The organism is Gracilibacillus orientalis, from assembly GCF_900114645.1.
In the GTDB taxonomy this organism is placed as follows: domain Bacteria; phylum Bacillota; class Bacilli; order Bacillales; family Amphibacillaceae; genus Gracilibacillus; species Gracilibacillus orientalis.
Genome location: NZ_FOTR01000018.1, coordinates 1 through 17431, shown reverse-complemented (window position 1 = coordinate 17431; position 17431 = coordinate 1). Strand labels below are relative to the sequence as shown.

Below are 17431 nucleotides of genomic sequence, written 5' to 3'. Positions count from 1 at the left end.
TAGCCATGGTATACTATCCTTTCACGGAACCTAGCATGACACCTTTGGCAAAGTGCTTTTGTAAAAACGGATAGAATATTAAAATGGGAACTGTCGCTACAACAATAACCGCTAACTTAACTGATTCTTCAGGTGGTTCATATAGAGAGGCCTCTTGTAAGTCTCCTAATCCTGTATTTGCTACCATTACTAACTGTTGAAGTAATAATTGAATGGGCCATTTTGATGTATCTGTTAAATAAAGTAAGGCATTGAAGAAATCGTTCCAATAAAATACTGCATAAAATAATGTAAAAGTCGCAATTACTGGTTTTGATAGTGGCAACATAACTCTCCAAAATGTTTGGAACTCTGTACAGCCATCTATTTTGGATGCATCTTCTAATTCCTTGGGCAATTGCTGAAAGAACGTTTTAACGATAATTAAATTAAATGGATTAATCGCTACTGGCAAAATTAACGCCCAAATTGAATCTAATAAACCTAACTCTTTTACAAGTAAATAAGTAGGAATCATACCCCCACCAAAAAGCATCGAAAACAAAATTAAGTTCAATAATAAGTTACGTCCTATCATAGTTGGTCTTGATAATGGGTAAGCCATAGTAAGTGTTAGGATCATACTGACAAGTGTACCTAACACAGTTACAAGGATTGATATACCTAAGCTTCTAAGTACCGCATCTGTTGAAAATATATAATTATAAGCGTTTGTTGTAAATTCATGTGGTATGACAAAAAATGATCTTGTCGCAAGTTCTGACTCAGAAGCAAATGAACCACCTATAATATATAAAAATGGAATTACGGTAATCATCGCTACTACCGCCAGAAATATGTGATTAAAAATATCAAATACTCTTCCTGGACCTGTATTATGCATTTTGTGCATGTTTAATAACCCCTCCTCTTCTTGTTGATTAGGTTAGAATAAACCACTCTGACCTAATTTTTTAGCAAATCTATCGGCACCAACAATTAAAACGATACCTACAATTGATTTAAATAAACCAACAGCAGTACTGTAACTAAACGCCCCTTCGGTGATACCGACAAAGTATACATACGTATCAAACACATCTGCCACACTACGGTTTAACGAGTTGGACATTAAGTATATTTGCTGAAAACCTGTGTCTAGAAAATTACCCAGTCTTAAAATTAATAAAATTACAATCGTACTTCGTAATCCTGGCAAGGTAACATGCCAAAGTCTACGGAATCGACCTGCACCATCAACGATAGCAGCTTCATACTGTTCTTGATCAACACTTGCTAAGGCTGCTAGGAAGATTACTGTACCCCAACCTGTTTCTTTCCAAATAATTTGTCCGATAATCATCGGTCTAAACCACTCAGGACTTGACAAGAAATTAACTTCTGTTCCTATAAATCTTGCAATTAAATCGTTTACTAAACCTCCACCAGTTGTCAAAAACACATAACTGATACTTGCAATAATTACCCAAGACATAAAGTGTGGTACATATACAAATGTTTGCAGTGTACGCTTATAGGCACTTAACCTTATTTCATTCAGCATCAAAGATAAAATGATTGGTGCTGGGAAAAAGAAGACAAGGTCATATAGAGCTAAGATAAACGTATTTCTTAATAATCGTAAAAAGTCAGGATTTGAAAAGAAATATTGAAAATGTTCCAACCCCACCCATTGACTTTGCCATACTCCTAGAAAAGGTGAATAATCTTGAAAAGCAATAATTATCCCCCACATAGGGACGTACTTAAAGATAATAAAATAAGCTAATCCTGGTAATATCATAAAATAGAGCCATTTTTCTTTTAATATTTGACTCCATTTACTTTTCTTTTGTTGTCCAACACTGTTTATCTTATTTTCATGTACATTTTCCATCGAATCCCCTCTTAACCTAGTATTTGAAGTAAAAAGCAGGTTACAAGACCTGCTTTTTACTAGTTATGCATTACATATTATCACTGAGCATCTTGATGTAATTGATTGATTTCCTCAATGTATTCTGTACCACCAGAACTTTTCCAACGCTCTACAGCATCTTCTAATCCTGCTTCATCGATTTGCCCAACAATATATTTAATACGTGCATCTAAAATGATATTGTCAAGTTGCTGACCTTTTTTAGAGTATACTTCTGAAATATATGATTCTGCTGGGTTTGCAACAACTATATCTTCATTCTCGACCTTTAATTGTGTTTCTAACTCACGCAATGGTGATGAATCAGGTTTTATCGATTTAGCTTCTGGAATATACATTAACATTTGATTAAATCCATCTACTTCTGCTTGTAGTGCTGGATCATCCTTTACTTTTGATTGATATTCTCCATCTACTTTCTCATAATGCTTTCCTTCTATACCGTTCTCTGCAAGCTTTTGTGCTTCTTCATCATTCATTTTGTCAAGAAAATCAAGCACTTGTTTTAATTCTTCTTCTGATTTAACTGACGTTTTGGAAACAGAAAGCATACCTGAATAACCAGATGTCGGTAAATTGTGTAATCCTGTAGGACCTTCTACGGTTTTTATTACAGTGATTGGATCCGCATTATCAGGATTTGCATCAATGATTTTTTCTTGAATTCGATGACCTTCATCCAATACGTTTACTTGAACACCTGCTTCACCAGATATTACAGGATCAGACCATTGTGCTGGATCCATTACAGCGAAATCATCGTTCACAAGACCTTCATCATAAAGCTTTTTAAAGAAGTTTAATGACTCTAGGTAATTATCATCCATGAAGAATGGATATAATTCACCACTTTCATCTTCACCCCATTTATTTGGTACACCAAACCATGTTTGCATGACATCCCACGGGCCTTCATATTTTGAAACAACCATACCATACGTATCATCTGTTCCATTTCCATCTGGGTCTTCTTCAGAAAATGCTTTTAACATATTATAAAAATCATCAATTGTTTCTGGCTTCTCCAAACTAAGGTTCTCTAACCAATCTTTGCGAATAATGACACCATTACGACCCAAATCACGTGTACGAGGAATTCCATAAATATCTCCATTAATCGAACTATTATTCATAATAATTTCATTAGCCTGACTTAGATTTGGATATTCCTCCAAATAAGAACCTAATTCCCAAAATGCTCCATCTTCTACTGCACTGACAAAACTTGGTGATTTACCAGGGACCATCATAACATGCGGTAAGTCTCCTGATGATAAAGTAATATTGAACTTATCATCTATGTTACTGTTAGGTGCCCACTCCATCGTAATCTTTTTATTTGTGTAATCTTCTATTTTCTTTAAGACTGGACTATCATCTGTTGGTGGTTCTGTAGTAAAAGTGGGGGCAAATACACGCAAATGCATTCTTTCTTCCGAACTTTCATCAGTTTGTTCACTCCCTGAATCACCACTATCACTACCTGCAGTGTCACTATTATCACTACAACCTGTTACTACTAATATTCCAACTACAAATAAACCCATTAATAAATAACGAAGAAATTTTGATTTCATTTTGACCCTCCCTGAAATTGACTAAATCATATTAGACTACCACATTTCCTTTTTCATTTTCACAAAATGATTTCTATTTTTTGTTTCCCCCTTTTCTTAAATTTTGAAAAGGAATCAATGTGTGTCGTTGAATCAAATATAAAACGCTTTCATTTTTCCATCAATATTCAATTTTTGTTCATTCTTACAAGATAATCTACAACCTTAGTTTGTAAGGGTTTGCAATTCTGTTTTAACACTTTTTTTTCGATATAACACTTTTTTGCAAGCTGGTATTATATGTTCTATACTATAAAATTTCCAAACAATCAATCGTATTGATACACCATTGCGAAATTGTATTAGTTGTTTCCCATAGAATTTCTTCTCATCTCTTCCAACTTGTTATATTTATTAGAGAAAAATCCCCATACTGCATAAGTACGGGGATTTTATCACAGTTAGTTATGATATTATAATGGATTGTAATTGTTTTGCAACTATAATTGCGATTTGATCCGCTCCTTTTGCAGTAAAATGAGTATGGTCCGTCCCATTCACATCGACCATATATAATGTTTTTGCTTCATCAAATCCTATTTCTGTTAGATGATGAATACTCAACGTCATTAAATCTATTAATGGACATCCCGCTTCTTCTGCAACTTCTTTCATGGCATTACAATAATCACCAAAATCGACTAAAAATTCGCCAGAAACAAAATGCAATCGGGCAACTGGTGTTATCAATATTGGTATTGCTTTGTTTACCCTCGCAACTTCTATATACTGTTTTAAATATTCTTTATAATCTATATAGGCTTCTGTATATCTTTCCGGTTTCTCTTTTGTTGCGTCATTATGGCCCATTTGGACAAGGAGATAATCTCCCTCTGTAATGTTTTTTTCGATTTCTTTTAATCTACCTTCTTCGATAAACGTCCTCGAACTTCGGCCACCAATTGCATGATTGAATACGGAATATTCTTTTAAATAGTTTGGTAAAAACTGTCCCCATCCTGCTTGTGGAGCATCTTTTTCCTGATAAGTTTGACATGTAGAATCACTTGCTAAGAATAGTCGTGCCTTCATTCTCTCAGCCCTTTTCTTTTATTCATAGTTATTCCCTATTATTCTAACGGGACCGATCAATCCAGATGGTAATAATTCTTTGTCCATAAGGTTGGCACTGTTATTAGTGACACGAACTTGAAGTAAGTTTTCTTCTTGTTTTACTATTTTTCCTGGAAATGATACATGATATGGCGCCCACATTTTCACTTCTGATTTTGAATGATTGAGCGTTACCTCCGCTATTTCATAAACAGCTCCTAAATCAATAACTATCTCATCCAATTTATCACCATCATATTGAAAAACAAATTGGTATTCAATCGTACCTGAAAAATGTTGAAGATCCTCACACTTACTCCAATCACACAACTCTGATCTATTCCAAACATCCTTTGCTTTGTCTTGTACAAGTAGGTTCGGATTAATTTCCACTACTTGATTACATGTTTGTTTTTTAGTAGAAGCAACGTCGTCTTCTACACACCAAATAATCGATTCTCGGTGTGGAAGCTCAAGCAAATATTCCTTATCATTCTGATTGATTAAAGACCGAGCTTCACCTGTCCAGGGATTCCATTCTTTTGTCGGTTGATCGGAGACAAATTGTATTTTCCCTTTATAATGAACATCACCTTCATTAGTTATAAAATAAAACAAACGACCACTCTTTTTTATTTTTGTCATTCGGATTGTCTGACTAACCCCTTGCACTATTGCATTTCGATATGGTGAAAAGTGCATTTCTAGTCGCTCTTCATCGGTTGGGGATATATAAATAACAGTAGATAAAACTTCTTTGTCTACATTGTCAGTAATGAAATAAACTTTACCTCCATTTGATACAAACTGTTCTAATTGTTCAACAACTGTTTGATCAAATAATGACAAATCCATATTATCAACTACTACAGAGCGGTATGACTGTTGACCGACGAGAAGACGATCCCCTTTTACTTCTATTTGATTATCAACAAATAAGGATTCATGCAAATAATTAAATTCGATTTGATGCTCATAAAAATACTTAGCCACTTTCCATGGCATATGATTATTTAAAGATAAAATTGCTACCTCTGCCTGATTGACACTATCTGTCATAAGCCAACTTATTCTTTTGATATACGTACTGAAATATCGATAATACGGCCACCAAACATTATTAAGACCAACATCAGGCGGGCGTTCATGACTTCTTTCTTCACCCTCTATTGAATAGTAAAAGGCATGTGGACAAAATAAATTCACCCCTCTTACCGCCAACCAATCTGTATACCATTTCATGTCAGATGCTGAAAGATTCCAACTATTATCAACGCCACAAACACCTAAATACTCATTCAAATTTCTACGTCGATTATAATGCCTACCAGCATCACTACCACATTTTGCGGCAGTGGAGTGTTCACCAGTTATCCCTTTTTCTTTTTCAGGTGCTACCCATCTCCAAACCACATCTTGACCCGGAATAGTAAAGGATTTTTGTAGACCAATATCATCACTTTTGGCAGGATGTCCTGTTAAAAACAGATGATTTTTTTCACACCATTCTGCAATCGGTATATAATAAGTTTCTAGCATTCGCTTATTAATTGCTTTTTCGTAGATTTGCTTTACGTTTTTTGTTTTTTCACCAATATCAAAAAACAAACCTGGTAAGTCTTCAATATGTAAACCCTCATGATATAAATATTTCTCAAAGTCCTTAGTCCATGGCAAACAACCTGGTTTGGCGTTTCTTCCTGTAATATCTGGTTCATCAGTAAACATCGCAAAAACAGTATTTCCGAAATATGCGCCTACCACTTCCTTGTATCTCTCATGTGTAATGTTGATAAATGCTTTCACCGCCGTTGGATTTAAGAGATCTGCTGAACGTGGTGCATTTATTTGTCCATCATCTTGATTCTTGTGAACCCCTCTAATGGTACCTTGTGTATAACTTTCCATTAAAAAAATACAGGTGTAATCTTCTTTTCTTCGATTGTTTACTTGAAAATATGATTCGATTACCTCTTCAGAGATCATTACTTTTTCATCTTTCAGTTCCACAACCTGTGCATTTAGAGGATAGATACAGCTTATTTGTTCTGCATGATAGCAGTCTGTACCATTTTTAGCAGCTAAATAGATTGCCACTAAGCGATCATCTTTTTGCAATGGTATCTCCATTGCATGATCTATTGGATCAATGACCTTAACATACAATCCTCTACTCGCATATGTAGGATCTTTTTCTACCACTTTTCCATTAGCTGCTCCGGAAGGATACATCGCTTCATCATATAAAATAACATGCATGTTACGTCTGTTTGCTTCCTCAACGGCAAACTTTACATATTCCATAAATTCATCTGATAAATATTTTGTTTGTTCAGGAATACCTATTCTCGGGTGTAAGACAAAGCCTTCCACACCCTTATCTTGAAAATCTTCTATTTGGTTTTGTAATGTTTCCTTATCTAGACGATCATTCCAAAACCAAAATGGCATTGGTGAAAATTCTGATGTTGGATTTAAAAATTGTTGATATAAAGCATCCATTTACATTCCTCCTAAGAATTACTTGCTCTCGATTTACGATATTGACTCGGAGGCAAACCTACATGTTTTTTAAATATTCTATTAAAATAACTATGCCTGTATCCAACTTCTTCTGCAATTTCATGTATTTTCATATTTGTTTGTAATAACAGCTCTTTTGCTTTATTCATTCTTATTTTTGTCAGGTAATCTATAAAATTGTCACCATATACTTTTTTAAATGCTTTACTTAATGTATAAGGTGTTGTATCAACATAATCCGCACAACTTTCAAGTGAGATATCTTCCATGTAATGTTCCTCTATATAAGAAACAATTTTATCGACAACCATTTTCATTTCCATGTTCATATTATCTTCCACATAGGTGATATATGGTGTAATCACTTGTTCAATTAACCATTTCACTATCCATTCTACTTCACGAAGTTGGGACAACTCTCCATACATATTGCGTCCTTTATACAAAACTACCGGATCAACACCTGAAAGTAATATTTCATGTTGAATCGCACTATATAATTGCATTATTCCAGCTTGAACACTTACTTCTTTTGTACTGTTTTCAAGTAGCTCATCGAAGAACGGACGGATCAACTCCTCCGCTTCATTCACTTTACCTCTTCTAATACACTGTATAATCTCCTTTTCCATTTCAAAAGGATAGAATAATCTTTGACCTGACACATCTTTTTCCACTTCATTTAACATAAGAATTTGATTTTGATTATTAAAATCTCGAAAACGTTTGACTCTTCCTATTTCTTCAAAAAGGTAATTAATATCTTTTATTTTCGGTGTCTTCGAACTGATGGTAATCGTGACATATCTCGATAATACGCGGTTGATAGCTATTGAAATATCATGGACAAGTTGTTTTAAAAGTTCCGTCGAATTTGTGATTTGGTTAGGAACTATTAAAAATATGGTAGCCGTCATATCATATTGATTAAGTACGGTATACTGATCCATGTACTCTTTCGTTAAATCTTCAGCAATATTTGCCATAGCAAAAGCAATTAAACTATCATCTTCATACTTATGTTCCTCTTTCTTATACATGCCTGTTAATTGAATATCTAATAATACAAACGAGTGATTTTCTACATTCCACCGATAGTTTTCCATTCTTTTCTTTAATGCCTTTTCGTCAAAATCATATAAAAATCCTTTCGTTAACTGAATAAGGAAGTTCTGTCTTAGTTGAGGTATTTGATACGTAATTCTTTTTTCCAATTGTTCACTTTCAGATGTCAAGGTATCTATTCGATCACGAATTTGTTTAAATTCATCTCTTGTTCCTTTTGTTGTTGAGTGATTAGATGTTGTAAAACTACTTGTCAAATTTCTTATAGGTTGATACAAACGGTTCGATGCAAATAATGTTAGTAAAAATGCTAATCCAAAAATAGTCAAACTGGCAATAAGAATTATTTTTGAAATCGTAATAATTGGTGAAGTAATAGCTGATATTGGGGCTGCCGAGACATACGTCCACTGCGATCCAACACGATCAAAAGCACCATAGGAAATCGAATATGTTTTATCATCCCAATCCATTTGAAATGAATGATCAGATATATCCTGATTGGAAAACATGGAGACTAGCTTATTCGTAAAGTTATGTTCTGCAGATTCTTCAGTCGATAACAACAAATCATTATCCTCATCCATTAGTAACGTAATCCCATTACTATAAGGTGTTAAGGTTTCAAGCGTACTTTTAAGACTTTCACTGTCGATAGAAACAATAATTGCTCCAAACGGACTACTTATCACCCCAGGTATTTGGTGTGTTAAGATCAGGTTATTAGGAAATTCTGTATGTTGAAAAAATGCTTCATCGTGATCCCAAGAAATATTTTTAGGAGCTTCCAACAAAGTCTGATACGCTTTCTGTACTCCATCTTCGCTTATATGATTCAAATATGGATTGAATAAAATAGGTCCTTGTTCTGCTTCGATAAACAAATTAACCTCACTTATAAGAGATTGACTACCTTGCAATATCAATAATTTTTTCATAATTTCTCTTGTTACTTGAAAGTCATAAACAAAATCCGTGGAAGTTAGGTGATAATTAAAAGTTGGTTCAAATGCCCAATAGGTAAGTGATTCTTCCAAATAATTAAATTGATCATCAATATTTTGCGAACGCTCATCTATTTCTTCTAAATGGACTTTTCGCAATTCATTTTCTGTAGAACTTAAACCAAATGTATAGATTCCAACACCTGATATAATGCCTGGAATAGAAGTGATAAATAAAATCATTAGGAAACTTTTCCTAAAGTAATTACTTTGCCAACGACTAACGAACCAATCCTTCATATTTGAAAAAAACTTATTGTTTTTCATTTTCTTCACCTCACATAAAATATCTTACCACAATTGTAAGCACTTTCACACTTGTGAGGAAAAGGTGTTTTTAAGAAATACCGGGAAAGCCCACCCGGTCCTTTCGTTTATAAACCAAGATAATGTACTCTAACCAAGTTAGAAATGATGAAATGTTTTCATCTGCTACGGCAACCGCTTCGGCTGACCGTTTCGCTTTCCGGGGGCATGCTCTTCAGCTAACTTTGAAAAGAAAAACACTTTTCAAAGTGGATCTTCAGATCACGCTATTTCCCCAGGAGTCGAAACGGTCGGCCTGCGCTATGGTTATGTTCTACAACTTATTATATAGTATCATTTTTGCGTTTACTGCATCATGTAGAACCCTATTTTCTATCGCTATAAAAAGCCAACATATTAGCTGTCACCATAGGTGTAGAGCCTATCTTAAAGCGCAGGAAAAATGCGAAGACTCCTGCGGGAATAGCATGAGCTGAAGATCCATTTTTTTAAATAAAATTCATTTTATTTAAAAAAATTAGCTGAAGCCAGGCCCGCGGAAAGCGAAGCATTTTTCCGGAGCTGTGCCCAGCACTCTATACCTTTCAAAACACTCTTTATTTATTTCGCTGCTATAAGACAAAACGCTGTTATACTAAGGATTTTATACTTTCTTACATTATAAATAAAAAGAATATGGTTTCTTTCATTCTTACCTATATATTGATAAATTCCTTCCATACTAATTTATTAAATTCAGATCATTTCATAATTATTAGCAGCTATATAGTTACGTACTAAGACTTCTCATCATCCAACATCGCTGACTCTAGATATTGATCAATTAGTTCTAAACAAACAATTAAATTAAGAGACCATTGGGAAGCTGTATTCGTTGACATCGATTTCACTTCTACAACTGGTTTCACATAGTCTGATGTTTTCTCAGCTTTTAATGGCGTTTTTATTTGCCAGTGTGTAGAATCTACAAGTAAATATTGCCATGCTTGTTTTGCCAGCTCTGCATCTTTTTTATTTGCTGCAGCATATGCTACTAATGATGAAGATAACATGGAACTTCCCCACGGTTTATCACCTTGAATCGCTCCAGATGTCCTTTGCGATTTTTCTTCGTTTGATAGATTATAAAATTCTCCAAATTCAACAAGCATGTCTTTCCATTCGACATCTTCTAGAACCTCCACCATTTCCATCCATACTTGGGCACCACCCATACTCATCATTAAATGATGACCCCAATTTTCATTACCCATGAATTTTAATTCTCCAGTTCTTGGTTCATATCCAAAAACAGGACCAGTTAACAAACGATGAGGCATTTTTTTAAGACAATTAATACCTGTTAACATCTTATCTCTAAAATTAGTATCTTCATATCGTTCCCACTTTGTTAACCAATTAGAGCAAAATGCTGCCCAATCAGGGCCACTTCGTACATGAGTAGGGAAATGATCCTTTGTATAATATGCTCTCATTGGATCAAGGTGTTCTGTTGTATAATCAGCATTAACTACTTCATCCATAATATCACCGATCCGTTCATCAGCTGTCAAATAGTAATATATTTTATGAAGTCCTGCAGCACCTATTCGTGCTTCTTTACATCCACAACCCCAATGAACCACATTATGCCTTGATCCAAGTCCTGCATATTCACCCAAATGGTATACATCAACTTCACTCGTATGTCGTGTCATTGCTTCCGCAAACCGGAATATATCTTCCCGTCCGGAGCGTAAAAACATGTACCATAACCAATAATTAGGTGCTAGCTCGGTGTTTTGCCAAGCACATCCACCTAAATCATATTTCCATACATGTCGAATAGGATCATAGCTATGCATCACGTCCCCGTAATCCCAAAAACCGTACCAACCTCTTTGCTCCACCTCATCAAGATAGAATTGGAGCACTTCATCAAGTGCTTTTTCTATGTTCGCTTTTATGGGGGTACTATCATCTTTTAAGCTCCAAACCCCTAACGCTTTTGTATCATGGTAATGGGCTGGATGACACACTAGTAAAGGTGGGGATTCTTTTTCTTCAACTAATGTTTGTAGTAATTCCTGTTCTGGAGTACTATTGAATAAATCAATTGTTATCTCACTTGTATTCCCAATTCCATAAGGAGTACTGCGAAATTCTTCTGCACCCTCATAAGATGATTTTACGTGTGTTTCTGAATCATAATGTCTTAAATCCATCGATGGTGCATCTGGTGACCAAAACCATGCTGATAAAGTGGATGTTTGCTCAGATAATTGTTTCACTTCAAGAGAGGACGGTTGTTTTTTCCAAAAATTCCGAACAGCAACAGCGATTCCGCCTGTTTCACTACCAACATATGCTAAGCCACCTGCTCGTTTTCCAGATACAGCACGAATCCATGCAAATTCTTCTCTTGTTTGCTTTGAAATGGTATAGGAGTCGGCAGAAATTTGGACTAGCTTGAAATTATTCCATGTCGCAGAATCATCTAACAATTCCACAAAATGATGATCTTCAGAATCGAATTCAATAGATCTCCCTGCCATTTGCTCCTTGTAAAGTTCTTCATATCTACCGGATGTACGCCAGGTTAACATACCTTTGGGAGACTCACTAAACATACCGGTATCACCTGCGAACCTTATATGTCTGTTATATAATGGGCCGTTCATTGGAATTTTAAAGTCTATTCCTATTCCTTTAATAAAATCTTTGTGTGGATTCCCATCATATAAAAATGTATGAACTGCTTTTATAGAAGTTTGACCTGTATAAAAATACAACCTAAGTGTAAAAGGCAGCCATTCACGTTTATCTGTATATATTTTGTGCCTACCTGTAATTTTCACTACTGCTCTGATAGGTCCATCTTGTTCAACTACAACATTTTTAATTTCACTATAGAATTCTTCTTGCTTCCATGTTACTATTCCGTCCGTTTTATTTTTTGATTCTCGTATGCCTTTTAAATAGCCACCTTGACATACAAGATTATCCCCATAGTAAACTTCTCCAATTACAGTATCTCCTTTTTTGTTTACTTGGCAACTCACTTTGCCTGTATTTATATAAATAGAGTCTGAGCCATCCTCTAACTTAAGTGGATCCATTTCTTTCGTTATGTTACCCTTTTTAATCTGTAAGCGTTCTGTATTAACTTCATCCTTCAATGACACAGCATGTGCTGTCCACTTCACACTACCATCTGGCCAAAAGGCAGTAGGCCAACTTTGAAGAGGGATTCCAACATTGTTTGCATCAACTAGTTCTAAAGGGTCTTTTTTGTTTAACATACCTTTTTCCCATGGGATTCCCCATGTTACTCCAGTAGTTATTTTAGGTTTTTTTCCTAACCAAGATAAAGATACATTTCCTTCCATATTATTTCTCCTTTCAACATTAATTGTTATTTTGGAATTTCGATACGGAATAAACTAGCCTTCTCATCATAATAAGAAACAACATTTTTTATATAAGATATTACAGCATTTATTTCTACTATGAATACACCATCTTTATTGATATATGGCTCCCCATTTAATAGATTTTCTTCTCCATCTACTAGAAGATGTGTACGCCCTTTTTCGGCAATGATCGTTTTACCATCTGAAATGAACGTCAGAATTCCCTGCTCTTCATCGTATTGATAGTCAAATAATTGCGGGTAATTTTTTTTCATGCTGTCTATTATAAATAAAATTGGACTATAAACACTTCCATGCTCAAAAACACTTAAAATACCATTTGTATTAGGTTCTTGCCCATTTACCACGACCTTACAATATGTTTCATCTGGTTCCGTATATTTAGCTGCATCGGCTTGTGGTATAGCTTTGAATGCAAAACTATTTTCAGGTGGGTGCTCAGCATATAATGGTTCAAGATATTGTGGAAAATCAACTGTTAGTGCACCTGTGTCCATTGATTTACTATGGATCTCAATACGTTCCTCAGGTAGTCCGCTTACTTTTGCTGATAATATTATTTTTCCTGCATTTCTTGTGGAACGGATGAATACTCGATTCTTTCCGCATTCTGCAAAAACATAATTTTTATGAATCACACTATCTTCTTTTCCATAGCCATTGAAACGCCCACTATTGTAACCACCTAGAAAAAAACCTTCACCTTCCATCGTAAAATCTATCCGATCATCAGCTAGTGGGTGACGATGATTACTAACATCTAAAACCTCCACATCAACATAAGCTATATCTGTTCCATCTGCTAAAAGTCCTCGATCGCCAACATGTGCTTTAAGCTTTAATTTTGCAGGTTGGGATACCGTTTCAATTGTATCTGTAGTTACTTGATTCCCATTATAATCATATGCTTTTGCTGTAATTGAGCCAGATTGAGTAATATCAATATGATGAAATGGAAAGACAAAAGTATCAATTGTATTATCACATTCTGCTGCAAATTCTCCATTTATAAAAAGTTTTATTTTTGCGATGGAATAACTACCAATAACATATACCGTTTTATCTTTTGGATTTCTGTAGCTATATTCTCCCGTTTTTCTCCAATAAGTACCGTCAAATTCTTTAACCGGATAACGATAGTTCCTATCACTTTCAGAAGGATAGTTCCAATGTCCAAGAATTTTTATCATTGGTACTGGTGATTGCATGGTACGAAATACATCAAAGTTTTGTTTTTTGATACGAACTGGATCTACGCGGCCGCTCATTCTAGCGTTTTCACTAGCTGCTTGCCTTCCATGTTGAGCTGAATCTGTCCAACATAATGCCGCTGCTGCTGAATAAAGATTTTTCCCAGATGCTCCACCAATCCGATCATTAAAAAATTCAGCATACCCTTTTGCTGCATATAGAGCTAAATCTTCAGAAGTAAGATCATGACAATCACCACCAATTTGTTTCCTGCCACCTTGACCTAACCATAAATTATCATAATCAAAATCAGGGGGTGAAAAATCATCCCAGACACGTCTAGGGGCTTCCTCACGTAAATATTCAGTCTCTGTAACTGGCATTTTCTCAGATTGATAACGCCCAGCATGACGGTTTAACATGGTACCTACATATTCCGCTTCATTTAATACTTCTTCTGTATTTAATGTACGGCACCCCATATATCTGCCACCAGTAGGATCAAGCTTCTCCTTTAATAAACGCATTTCACGCATATGTTCTTTATTTATGGAATTATTGCCCGCTTCCCAAAACAATATCGAAGGATTATTCCTAAAATAAATGATGACATCTCTCATTAATTCGACACGTTGATCCCATTGTCTGCCAAAGTTCTCTTTTTCTTTATCTCCAGCAGGTTGTGTACAAACAACGCCAGAACGATCAAACGATCGAATATCTGCTGGACTACCTGCCACATGCATAAAACGGATATGATTTGCATTACTTTCACGAATTAATTGGGCATCGATATCTTTCAGCCAATCTGGTGCCGTTCCAATAACTGCCCATTCATTAGCTGCGCGTTGAGCATATCCTGTCAACCATACACGAGAGTCGTTTATTTTCAACCCACTCTCGAAATCATAAGAAACCTTCCTAAATCCTGTAACATTTGTCACTTGATCTAAAACTTCTCCATTGTATATTAAATAAGTTCGAACCGTGTATAAATATGGATCATCTGGTGACCAAAACCGTAGATTGGAACCTAGAGCATTAGATTTCACTAAAGTTACCTCTAATGAATCAGTTTTTGTAGGCTCGACGTCTTCTTCGAATAATGGTATATACTGGTTACCTTCTTTGGAATAGGCATCTTTTGGCGTTATTGATTGTTGTGGCAAATTAGGTAATTCTCTTGCTTTAGGTATTTGTATTTCGCCAGAAGACATCCGTGCTACTTCATGACCTTTATGATCGATAATGATAGATTCTAATGTTACATTTTTGTCCGAGTCACTCTCATTTCTTAACTCTACATCTACATGTATAGTAGCTTTTTTATTTTTAATCTCATAATCTGACCCGTATATATATACTCCTTTTGTTTGAAGATTACTGTAAATCGGGAGTGTTATATGTAACTTGGGTTTAATGTGTAACCGTATATTCTTTGAAAGACCACCTATACTGGGATTAAAATCATTCGCATTCCAAAAATATCCTACACCTCGGATGCTTTCATCCATATTGTCTGGGTTTTGAGATGATAAGAATCCACCGGGTATTGCACCTTCTACATTTGGTGTTTCAGCAACAAATGCATCTAAATTCCTGGAGGATGTATTGTCAGTAGCAATTGCTATCAAGTTGTCTCCTTCAAAATCTATATAGGGTGTTAAATCAAATCCAAATGGGCCAACACCTGCCTCGTAATAACCTGCCATCGTTCCATTCACATATAGATAACAGGTTTGTCGGATTCCTTCAAACTCTATCAAGACGTTCTTTCCTTTATGCTCAGAAGGAAGACTGAACCATTTTCTATAAAAAGAAAATGTTCTTTTTTGTCCACTTCCTGCATCTTCAATTCTTGACACAAATAAATCTTTATCATTATAAGTATGTGGAACCCCTACAGTCTCCCAACCGCTTTCCTCATAATCTTTTTCATAAAAATATCTACCTTTATCATCTTGCCATGCATCTAATGCCTCATTAAGTGGAAATTTATCTGCAAGTATAAACTGCCAACTATAGTTAAAATTAAAAATTTGTGAGTGAACTTCCTTTTCTAAACGCTTCTCATAATTACCCATATTCTGTATTTTTCCTCCTGTTTTTAATAAGAGTTCTTTAACCTTAGTAATTAAATTTTAAACGCTTACAATTTGTTGTTAGCATTTTTTATCGTTTCTAGATAAATCACCTCAATCCTTATAGTTTTGATAAAAATCATAGCACTCATCAACCTTTCCAACAATAATACTTTTTTGCAATTGTTTAAACTAACTTATTCGAACCAAGGATTTAACTATTATTAGTACATTGGGTAAATGGTGAACTACTTCATCGTTTTTGGGAGTCCTGGACATAAGTTAAAAATCACTTCGTTTAAATCATAAAAAAAGCGCATGAAATCAAGCATTTTAATTAGATTGATAAGCTCCCTTCTAAGTAGACAGATTAAAAAATAAAAATCTGCTACTTGGGGGGAGTTATTTTTATGTCCAGAAAAGGTCATACTGCTGAATTTAAACGGACAGTATTGGATGCCTATGAAAATCTGGGATATAGCTTAAGTGAGATCCAGCGAAAGTACGGTGTACATAATACCACCCTTGTGCATTGGATGAAAATGGTGGAAAAATACGGTGTGGAAGGTTTAAAGGGAACTTCCCACAATAAAACCTACACAAAAGAAATGAAATTAGTTGCCATATCAGATTACCTTTCAGGTAACTATTCACAAAGAGATGTCATAGAAAAGCATGGGATTTCCAGCACATCTGTTTTAAGAAAATGGATGAAAGATTATAATGGTCATAGAGAAATAAAAGGACAACCGGAAGGAATGAGTCGCTCTATGACCAAAGGGAGAAAAACCACGTGGCAGAAACGTATTGAGATTGTACAAGACGCTTTAGCCAATCATAAGGATTATCATAAAACGGCGGTAGCCAATCAAGTATCTTACCAACAAGTCTATCAATGGGTGCGAAAATATGAAGCTGGTGGATGGGATGCGTTAAAAGACCGACGTGGTCGTTCTAAAACAGAGGAAGAATTATCACCGGAAGAAAAAATGAAGTTAGAGATACGTCGGATGGAAAAAGAGAATGAACGGTTGCGAGCGGAGAATGCCTTTTTAAAAAAGTTAGAGGAGATCGAAAGGGGGCGGTCATAACCCATGTTCGTTTAGAAAATCGCTATTTAGCGATTCAACAACTTTACGAGGAAGAAAATTTTTCTATTCTGTTATTATGCGAAATAGCAAAGGTGGCACGTGCCTCCTATTATAAATGGTTGAATCGAACACCAACAGATGAGGATAAACTAAATGAAACTTTATTAGAGGAGATGGAAAATCTTCATCAAAAAGTGAATGGGATTTAT

9 protein-coding genes are annotated in these 17431 nt (G+C 35.2%); 1 reads left to right on the top strand and 8 read right to left on the bottom strand.

The window, feature by feature from the left end; all coding sequences use genetic code 11:
• Positions 1-13 precede the first annotated feature (13 nt).
• From BM121_RS20320 to BM121_RS20285, 8 genes are all read right to left on the bottom strand, one after another.
• Positions 14-892, bottom strand: coding sequence for a carbohydrate ABC transporter permease (locus BM121_RS20320; RefSeq protein WP_091486241.1), 879 nt, complete (start codon positions 890-892; stop codon positions 14-16).
• A gap of 33 nt (positions 893-925) precedes the next feature.
• Complete coding sequence (locus BM121_RS20315) at positions 926-1876, bottom strand: ABC transporter permease (RefSeq protein ID WP_091486239.1); 951 nt, start codon at positions 1874-1876, stop codon at positions 926-928.
• Positions 1877-1956: 80 nt separating this feature from the next.
• Entirely contained in the window at positions 1957-3495 is a 1539-nt protein-coding gene (locus BM121_RS20310; RefSeq protein WP_091486236.1) for an extracellular solute-binding protein, read from the bottom strand.
• Between the two features lie 444 nt (positions 3496-3939).
• On the bottom strand, positions 3940-4566 hold the full coding sequence (locus tag BM121_RS20305) for a rhamnogalacturonan acetylesterase (RefSeq protein ID WP_091486233.1): 627 nt from the start codon (positions 4564-4566) through the stop codon (positions 3940-3942).
• An 18-nt stretch (positions 4567-4584) separates the two neighbouring features.
• Positions 4585-7089 carry a glycosyl hydrolase gene (locus tag BM121_RS20300; protein ID WP_091486231.1) on the bottom strand — a complete coding sequence of 835 codons (2505 nt, stop codon included), beginning with the start codon at positions 7087-7089 and terminating at the stop codon, positions 4585-4587.
• Between the two features lie 11 nt (positions 7090-7100).
• The gene (locus tag BM121_RS20295) at positions 7101-9446 is read right to left on the bottom strand and encodes an AraC family transcriptional regulator (protein WP_245780866.1); all 2346 of its coding nucleotides are present in this window, start codon (positions 9444-9446) and stop codon (positions 7101-7103) included.
• A 776-nt stretch (positions 9447-10222) separates the two neighbouring features.
• Positions 10223-12814 (bottom strand): exo-rhamnogalacturonan lyase family protein, encoded by a 2592-nt coding sequence (locus BM121_RS20290; protein ID WP_091486228.1) that lies wholly within the window; start codon positions 12812-12814, stop codon positions 10223-10225.
• 26 nt (positions 12815-12840) lie between these two features.
• Positions 12841-16134: a glycoside hydrolase family 2 protein gene (locus BM121_RS20285; RefSeq protein WP_091486226.1), complete on the bottom strand. Its 3294-nt coding sequence runs from the start codon at positions 16132-16134 to the stop codon at positions 12841-12843.
• Positions 16135-16541: 407 nt separating this feature from the next.
• On the opposite strand from BM121_RS20285, the gene BM121_RS20280 reads away from it, so the two are divergent.
• A complete protein-coding gene (locus BM121_RS20280) occupies positions 16542-17222 on the top strand; it encodes a helix-turn-helix domain-containing protein (RefSeq protein ID WP_091486223.1) in 681 nt (226 codons plus the stop codon).
• Positions 17223-17431: the final 209 nt, after the last annotated feature.

Excerpts from the sequence above, each read along its gene's own strand:
- BM121_RS20295 (WP_245780866.1), bottom strand. The coding sequence starts at position 9,446 with ATGAAAAACAATAAGTTTTTTTCAAATATGAAGGATTGGTTCGTTAGT.
- BM121_RS20280 (WP_091486223.1), top strand. The coding sequence starts at position 16,542 with ATGTCCAGAAAAGGTCATACTGCTGAATTTAAACGGACAGTATTGGAT.
- BM121_RS20290 (WP_091486228.1), bottom strand. The coding sequence starts at position 12,814 with ATGGAAGGAAATGTATCTTTATCTTGGTTAGGAAAAAAACCTAAAATA.
- BM121_RS20305 (WP_091486233.1), bottom strand. The coding sequence starts at position 4,566 with ATGAAGGCACGACTATTCTTAGCAAGTGATTCTACATGTCAAACTTAT.
- BM121_RS20315 (WP_091486239.1), bottom strand. The coding sequence starts at position 1,876 with ATGGAAAATGTACATGAAAATAAGATAAACAGTGTTGGACAACAAAAG.
- BM121_RS20320 (WP_091486241.1), bottom strand. The coding sequence starts at position 892 with ATGCACAAAATGCATAATACAGGTCCAGGAAGAGTATTTGATATTTTT.
- BM121_RS20300 (WP_091486231.1), bottom strand. The coding sequence starts at position 7,089 with ATGGATGCTTTATATCAACAATTTTTAAATCCAACATCAGAATTTTCA.
- BM121_RS20310 (WP_091486236.1), bottom strand. The coding sequence starts at position 3,495 with ATGAAATCAAAATTTCTTCGTTATTTATTAATGGGTTTATTTGTAGTT.
- BM121_RS20285 (WP_091486226.1), bottom strand. The coding sequence starts at position 16,134 with ATGGGTAATTATGAGAAGCGTTTAGAAAAGGAAGTTCACTCACAAATT.